We start from the raw sequence: 6,294 nt of genomic DNA, 5'->3' as shown, positions 1-6,294 counted from the left end.
CATGATGAGTTTCTTGGATGCCAGGAATTCAGGGGCACTGTTGTCATTCTCGACGGGGTAAAAGTTCCGGCCAACTCGCGGATCGTCCTGTTTTATGGGTCTGCGTCCAGGAACGAGCGGTCAATTCCGGAGGCGGCGCGATTTGATATCGACCGGGGGAAAGTCCAGCATTTCGGTTTTGGGGCTGGCACCCACCATTGCCTCGGCGCGCTGGCAGCAAAACGTATGCTGGCTCCCTTACTGCAACAGATCCTCCCTGAACTGGGAATTTTCGATCTTGATCTTGGGAACGCAGACCGTGTGAAACACATCATGGTTCGGGGCTTCAAGCACCTTCCTATGACCATGAAGGCGTGAGCGGGATCCGATAAGCCCTCTTTGATCAGAGCGCTTTTAGTGTACTGAAAGTACACAAAATAGCAAAGTCTTGAATAGTAGACTCAGAGTTCGATCTGCCTGCATGAGCCGATTACCCTGATTATTCGGCTCACAATTAACGTGATTTTGAGCCGAATACGTGTTTTATTCGGCTCATGGCTTATAACTGGCAGCAACCTGACTGGACGCGCTTCTGCTTCGACATCGCGGATGTTCTCGATGACCTGACGGTTTTCGAGCGGCATGTCGGGCGGGTCAGCGGCGTGCTGGATGCGCTCCCCGAAGGCACGCAGGCGGAAACCCTGATTGACCTCATGGTCTCCGAAGCCATCAAGACGTCCGAGATTGAAGGAGAATATCTCAGCAGGGCCGACGTGAAATCGTCCATCCGGCGCAATCTCGGCCTTACAGAGGAAGCCGTCGCCAAGGACGCCCGCGCCATCGGGATTGCCGAGCTGATGGTGGCCGTCAGGCGGGACTTTGCCGCGCCCATGACTGCCACGATGCTGTTTGACTGGCACCGCATGCTGATGCGCGGCAATGCGCGCATCACGGCAGGTGCATGGCGCGCCCATGCTGAGCCGATGCAGGTCGTCTCCGGCCCCATCGGCCGGGAGACTGTGCACTTCGAGGCGCCACCTTCGGCTGCCGTCCCGGCAATGATGGACGCGTTCATCGACTGGTTCAACGCGACCGCGCCGCAGGGCGAGCGCCCCATCAAGCAGGCGCCTGTCCGCTCCGCACTGGCGCATCTTTATTTCGAGACCGTCCACCCTTTCGAAGATGGGAATGGCAGGATCGGCCGCGCCATTTCAGAAAAGGCCCTTTCCCAGGGGCTCGGCAGGCCCGTCCTGCTCAGCCTCTCAAAAGCGATCGAGGCAGACCGGGACGCTTATTATGACGCCCTGAACTTTGCTCAGAGGACGAATGAAGTCAGCGGCTGGCTGAAATACTTCCTGACTGTGTGCATCACGGCGCAGAAGGATGCCGAAGCCGAGGTCACGTTCACGCTCCAGAAGGTGAAGTATTTTGACGCTTTCAGGGACAGCTTCAACGACCGCCAGCTCCGGGTCATCCGGCGGATGCTGGATGAGGGGCCGAAAGGCTTTGAGGGCGGCATGAGCGCAGGAAAGTACGGCTCAATCGCCAAGACCTCCAAACCGACGGCAACCCGAGACCTTCAGTCCCTTGTCGATCTAGGCGCAATGGTCGTCACGGGAGGTGGCCGCAGCACGCGTTACTGGCTGCCTTTTGCTGTACCCCCACAAGCCTCCTGAACGCCGCGAATCTTAAGGCCCCTAGCCTGCGTACATTCTATCCCCGCCTCTCACGGTGGCTCGGGGGCTCTTTAACCACCCGCCCACCTACCAACAGAAACTGCAAGTGCTGGCAGTCCAATACACCATTTGTTTGGGCAATATTGATTTCTTTCCTGCCCGCGCATTGACAAGCCAAGGCGTCAAGCAATATATGGGCAATCGGGATTGCTGACATCCCCATTTTTATGGAGCCTTTATGGAAACGTTAAAAGACGAATATCTCGCCCGGTGGCAGGAGCATGCCGAGACTGAAACATGGAGCGAACAGGACGAGGCGATCCGACTCTTAACGCTCACAGGAGAACTCATGGAAGTCATGTTTGGTGCCTCCAAGGCGGCACTTTCGATGGCTCTGCTAGGAGAAACGGTACGGCACGGCGCTCAGGGAGAATGGACAGGCACGAACTTCCCGAAAGTGTGCGCCAGCGATGATTGGAAAACGATCTGGTCAACCAAGGACGGAATGGACGACACCTGCCATCCCGTCTTCTTTGCTGAGTTGATGGAGCTCAACGCTTTTTCACGGTTTGGAATTTTTCCTTGCTGGAGCGAAGTGGACAGCGACGGATATCTGACCGCCACAGAATCTTTGGTACGGCACCGGGTAGAAGAACTCGCAGATGTTCCGGCATGGATTGAACGTGTCTGCTCTCGAATTGATCAACTCGAAGCGCTCACTCCCGCTGTCGCCGTACAGTCGGGAGCTATCGATAACCTTCTTTCAACCCGTCTGCGCGCCAGGGCGCGGCTGAAATTAGATATGTCCAAGCCGCTCACAGTACACGAACTGGCGGCATTGTCGGACGTTTCTGTTAAGCGCCTGCAAAATGCAATCTATGCAAAAACTGACGAAGCGCCTCGCGTAGACAAAAACGGACTGATCAGTCCCGAAGCCTGTGAACCCTGGCTAATGGCCCGCGACTATTATCCGTCCATCTGGAAGGATATTGTTGCCCTTTATCCCCTTGTCAGCGGATGGGGTGAACAGGTTGTACTCAATAAGTCAGCACAATCGGGCGTCGCAGAAGATTACATCTTCATTCCTGTAGCAAATGACGGCTCCGAGTTCACGCCGGATCTGGCGCGGCGTATGCGGAGCAATCCTTCGGCAGATGGTTTTACCATTGGTGCAAAGGGTGATGAGCAGGTCATCGCTGACTATCCGACCGCGCTGGCCGAACTCCACAGGATGGATGTGCCCCGCTGGAGGCGCCCCAACCCGGAAAGTGGAAACTGGGGCATCGTAACCGGACAATCCTGGCGCCGCGTACGCCTTTCCTCGCTGATAGGAGGCGACGCATGAGCAGCAGGCAGCTTGAACTGTCAGCACACGCCGAACTGAGATCCCAACAAAGATCTATTCCGGAGATTGGGATCTGGTTGCTGCGTGACTTTGGGAGACGCGAACACGCAGGGGACGGCAGCTCAAAGTATTCGTTTGACAAGAAGGCATGGAAAGAAGTCGAGCGCTTCATGGGCAGTTGGCACATCTCAAAGATGGACCAACTGCGCAAAGCCTACATCATCGTGAGCTCAGAAGATCGGGTTATCACCGCTGCTTACAGGGAAGGTCACTGAGATGGACGCCACCCTGATCAAGGGCATCCAGGAATTGAACATCGATGCTTATTCGAACGGAGATAGGATCAGCCAGCTGGTCTTGTGGGAGGAGGGCGCACTTCGCGCGGACTACGCTCCGTTTGACTATGTTGAACAGAAAGCGGAGATAGTAATCGTGGGCCTCACTCCGGGACGTTCCCAAGCGAGCAACGCCTTACGAAAGTTCCAGCAGGAAATAATAGCTGGGTCTTCGCTCGAGGCAGCCCTCAAGGCCGCAAAGGTGTTCGCAAGCTTCAGTGGAGCCATGCGATCTTCCTTGGTTTCGATGCTTGACGAAATAGGCATTCCCTCTGTCTACGGCAGAAGATCATCTGAGCAATTTTTTGTGCCAAACTCTGGTCTTGCTCATTTCACCTCGGCCCTCAGATACCCGGTGTACTTCAAAAATCAGAATTACTCGGGTAACCCGTCACCACTTCGAACGCCCGTCCTGCGACGTATGGTCGACAGGTATCTTGCTGCCGAAGTCAAGGCTTTGCCAAATGCTGTCTGGATTCCGCTTGGCCGGCATGCAGAAGAGGCGCTCGCATACCTTGTGGAAAAGGGAGAACTGAATCACAGTCACGTTTTGAGCGGAATGCCACATCCGAGTGGCGCAAATTCCGAGCGCATCGCATACTTTCTTGGACGAAAAGAAAAAAGCCTGCTTTCAGCAAAGACCAACCCTGAAAAAATTGAATTTGCGAAGACTGCGCTTGTCCAAAAAGTCGAGCTGCTAAGAAATGCGCGACAAACCTGAATAAGGACCAAAGGTTGATCAAATTCCGGATTGGACGGGACTTCATTCCGGATCAGACGCCCGCTATCCCCGCGCCATTGCGAGCACTTCCTGCGCCCACCAGTCCGCCATCCTGACCCGCTCCTCCCAGTACAGCGCCCGGTGGTAGATCCGTCGGACCTGGTTGGAGTCGGCGTGCGCGAGTTCCGCTTCGATGGCGTCCGGATTCCAGAGCCCGCTTTCATTGAGCAGGCTTGACGCGCTCGACCGGAACCCGTGCGGCGTCATCTCGTCCTTGGTGAAACTCATCCGGCGCAAAGCCTGGTTCATCGTGTTCTCGCTGATCGACCGGTCATTCCCGGTAAGCGACGGAAACACCCGGACGCGGTTGCCCGTCTGCTCCTGCAGCTTACGGAGGATCTCGATAACCGGCTCGGCGAGCGGCTTATGGTGCGGCCGGCGCATTTTCATCCGCTCTTCCGGGAGCGTCCAGACCCGCTTCTCGAAGTCGAACTCATTCCAGTGCGCGAGCCGCAGCTCGCCTGGCCGGGTGTAGAGCATGGCCATCAGTTTCAGCGCTGAGCGCGTGATTTCCGAGCCTGCCTCATAGGTCCAGATCACCTGAAGGAGCCTTGCGAAATCCTCCCGCTTTGTCAGCGCCGCCATGTGCTGGACCTTGGGCGTGATCAGGGCGTCCCTGAGCGCGAAGGTGGGATCATGGTCGGCGCGTGCGGTGGCGACGGCGTAGCGGAACACCTGCCCGATGGAAGAGCGCATGCGGCGGGCGGTTTCGTAGTTCCCGCGCGCCTCCTGTCTGCGGAGCGGCACGAGAATGTCCACCGGCTTGATCTCGGTGATCGGCATGTCGCCGAGATCCTTGTTTATAAGCCGGATGAACCAGTCCCGCTTCTGGAGCGTGGTCTTCGAAATCCCCTCCTTCTTGCGCTTCTCCTGCAGCTCCGCCGCGATCTTCGCAAACGTGTGCTCTGTCCGGGCCACCTTTACGGCGGCTTCTGCCTTTTCCTTTTCGCGGGGGTCGAGGCCGTCATAGAGCTGGGCCTTCGCCTCGGCGCATTTTTCGCGCGCCCGCAGCAGGGATACGAAGGGATACTTACCAAAAGACAGCGTCTTCTGCTTGCCGTCAAACCGGTAGGCCATTTTCCAGAGCTTCGAGCCCTGCGGCGTGATTTCCAGGAAAAGACCATGACCGTCGCTGTATCGCGCCGTTCTCGGTCCCGGCTTCAGCTTCCGGATGTGAAGGTCGGTCAGTTTCATTGTTGGCATTTCCCTCTCAGGTTACCCCTTCGATCCGTAGAGAATGCCAACAATTTCGAAAAAAGCGACCAAAATTTGGCAAAATGCCAACGGACGGCCATGGACGAAACAGCCGCCAAAATTGCGATAAGTATTTGTTTTTTGTGGATGTTTCTGGACGTGAGCGGACGCTCACGGAGTTTGGGATGGTGCCCCTGGCCGGACTTGAACCAGCACTCCTTTCGGAAGCGGATTTTGAATCCGCCGCGTCTACCATTTCACCACAGGGGCATCCCATGAGAACGGCCAAACTCCTGCCGCAGAGGGAAGTGATATGTCAATCTCTCTGCTATAGTGAAAGCCGACCATGACACCGCCGATCACCGCCAATCCCGACCGCACCCTGCTGCAGACCATCGAAGTGCTGGCCGAGGCCGCACCGGAAGAAGGCTTTTCCCTGCGCGAGATCTTTGACCGGCTGGACGAGAGCGCCTTTGGCGCGGGCCTGTTCCTGCTGGCCCTGCCCTGCTGCATCCCCTTCCTCTATGGCGTGCCGCAGGTGGTGGCGCTGCCGATGCTGGCGCTGGCCTTCCAGATGGTGATCGGCCGGGAGGAACCCTGGCTGCCCGCCACCCTTGGCAAGCGCAAGATCGACCGCAAGGGCCTGACGCAGATGGCCACCGGCGGGCGCAAATGGTTCGGCTGGATCGAGGCGATCATCCGCCCGCGCTTCAGCGTGATCACTGGCCGGCGGTCGGAACGGGTGATCGGCTTTTTCCTTTTCCTGTTCTCCGCCTCGATCCTGACGCCCCTGCCGATGACCAATACCGTGCCGGGCATGGCGGTGGCAGTGACCGCCTTTGGCCTGATGCAGAAGGACGGCCTGGCGGTGATCGCCGGCGTCACTCTGGGCACGCTCTGGGTCGGCGCGCTGATCACCGGGGCCTTCCTCGGCCTCAACGTCATCACACATGTTTCATCGGCCATTCTGGGCTCGTGACACGC

At 57.4% G+C, this 6,294-nt stretch carries 7 protein-coding genes and 1 tRNA gene; 6 read left to right on the top strand and 2 right to left on the bottom strand.

The features are described from left to right. The 5 genes from C0456_RS17045 to C0456_RS17025 all read left to right on the top strand — a co-directional run. Positions 1–357 (top strand): cytochrome P450 (locus C0456_RS17045; RefSeq protein ID WP_291054633.1); only part of this gene is annotated, 357 nt, incomplete at its 5' end. A gap of 176 nt (positions 358–533) precedes the next feature. Next, entirely contained in the window at positions 534–1,655 is a 1,122-nt protein-coding gene (locus C0456_RS17040; protein WP_291054630.1) for a Fic family protein, read from the top strand. A 238-nt stretch (positions 1,656–1,893) separates the two neighbouring features. Beyond that, positions 1,894–3,000: a hypothetical protein gene (locus tag C0456_RS17035; RefSeq protein ID WP_291054627.1), complete on the top strand. Its 1,107-nt coding sequence runs from the start codon at positions 1,894–1,896 to the stop codon at positions 2,998–3,000. Further along, the gene (locus tag C0456_RS17030; RefSeq protein ID WP_291054625.1) at positions 2,997–3,275 is read left to right on the top strand and encodes a hypothetical protein; all 279 of its coding nucleotides are present in this window, start codon (positions 2,997–2,999) and stop codon (positions 3,273–3,275) included. The genes C0456_RS17035 and C0456_RS17030 overlap by 4 nt, the downstream gene beginning before the upstream one ends. A gap of 1 nt (position 3,276) precedes the next feature. After that, positions 3,277–4,056, top strand: coding sequence for a uracil-DNA glycosylase family protein (locus C0456_RS17025; protein WP_291054622.1), 780 nt, complete (start codon positions 3,277–3,279; stop codon positions 4,054–4,056). A 63-nt stretch (positions 4,057–4,119) separates the two neighbouring features. Here the strand turns inward: C0456_RS17025 and C0456_RS17020 are convergent, their stop codons facing one another. Together C0456_RS17020 and C0456_RS17015 are read right to left on the bottom strand one after the other, a co-directional pair. Further along, complete coding sequence (locus tag C0456_RS17020; protein WP_291054619.1) at positions 4,120–5,310, bottom strand: integrase arm-type DNA-binding domain-containing protein; 1,191 nt, start codon at positions 5,308–5,310, stop codon at positions 4,120–4,122. 186 nt (positions 5,311–5,496) lie between these two features. Then, positions 5,497–5,580: transfer RNA gene (locus C0456_RS17015), tRNA-Leu, on the bottom strand. Between the two features lie 76 nt (positions 5,581–5,656). Here C0456_RS17015 and C0456_RS17010 point away from each other — a divergent pair. Then, a complete protein-coding gene (locus C0456_RS17010; RefSeq protein ID WP_291054616.1) occupies positions 5,657–6,289 on the top strand; it encodes an exopolysaccharide biosynthesis protein in 633 nt (210 codons plus the stop codon). Positions 6,290–6,294 lie beyond the last annotated feature (5 nt).

The sequence above is a fragment of the Hyphomonas sp. genome, assembly GCF_013823385.1.
Classification (GTDB): domain Bacteria; phylum Pseudomonadota; class Alphaproteobacteria; order Caulobacterales; family Hyphomonadaceae; genus Hyphomonas.
The sequence above is the reverse complement of the archived record's forward strand: the minus strand, read 5'-3'. Positions and strand labels throughout refer to the sequence as shown.

Coding starts and splice junctions, on each gene's coding strand:
- C0456_RS17010 (WP_291054616.1), top strand. CDS start 5,657: ATGACACCGCCGATCACCGCCAATCCCGACCGCACCCTGCTGCAGACC.
- C0456_RS17040 (WP_291054630.1), top strand. CDS start 534: ATGGCTTATAACTGGCAGCAACCTGACTGGACGCGCTTCTGCTTCGAC.
- C0456_RS17025 (WP_291054622.1), top strand. CDS start 3,277: ATGGACGCCACCCTGATCAAGGGCATCCAGGAATTGAACATCGATGCT.
- C0456_RS17030 (WP_291054625.1), top strand. CDS start 2,997: ATGAGCAGCAGGCAGCTTGAACTGTCAGCACACGCCGAACTGAGATCC.
- C0456_RS17035 (WP_291054627.1), top strand. CDS start 1,894: ATGGAAACGTTAAAAGACGAATATCTCGCCCGGTGGCAGGAGCATGCC.
- C0456_RS17020 (WP_291054619.1), bottom strand. CDS start 5,310: ATGAAACTGACCGACCTTCACATCCGGAAGCTGAAGCCGGGACCGAGA.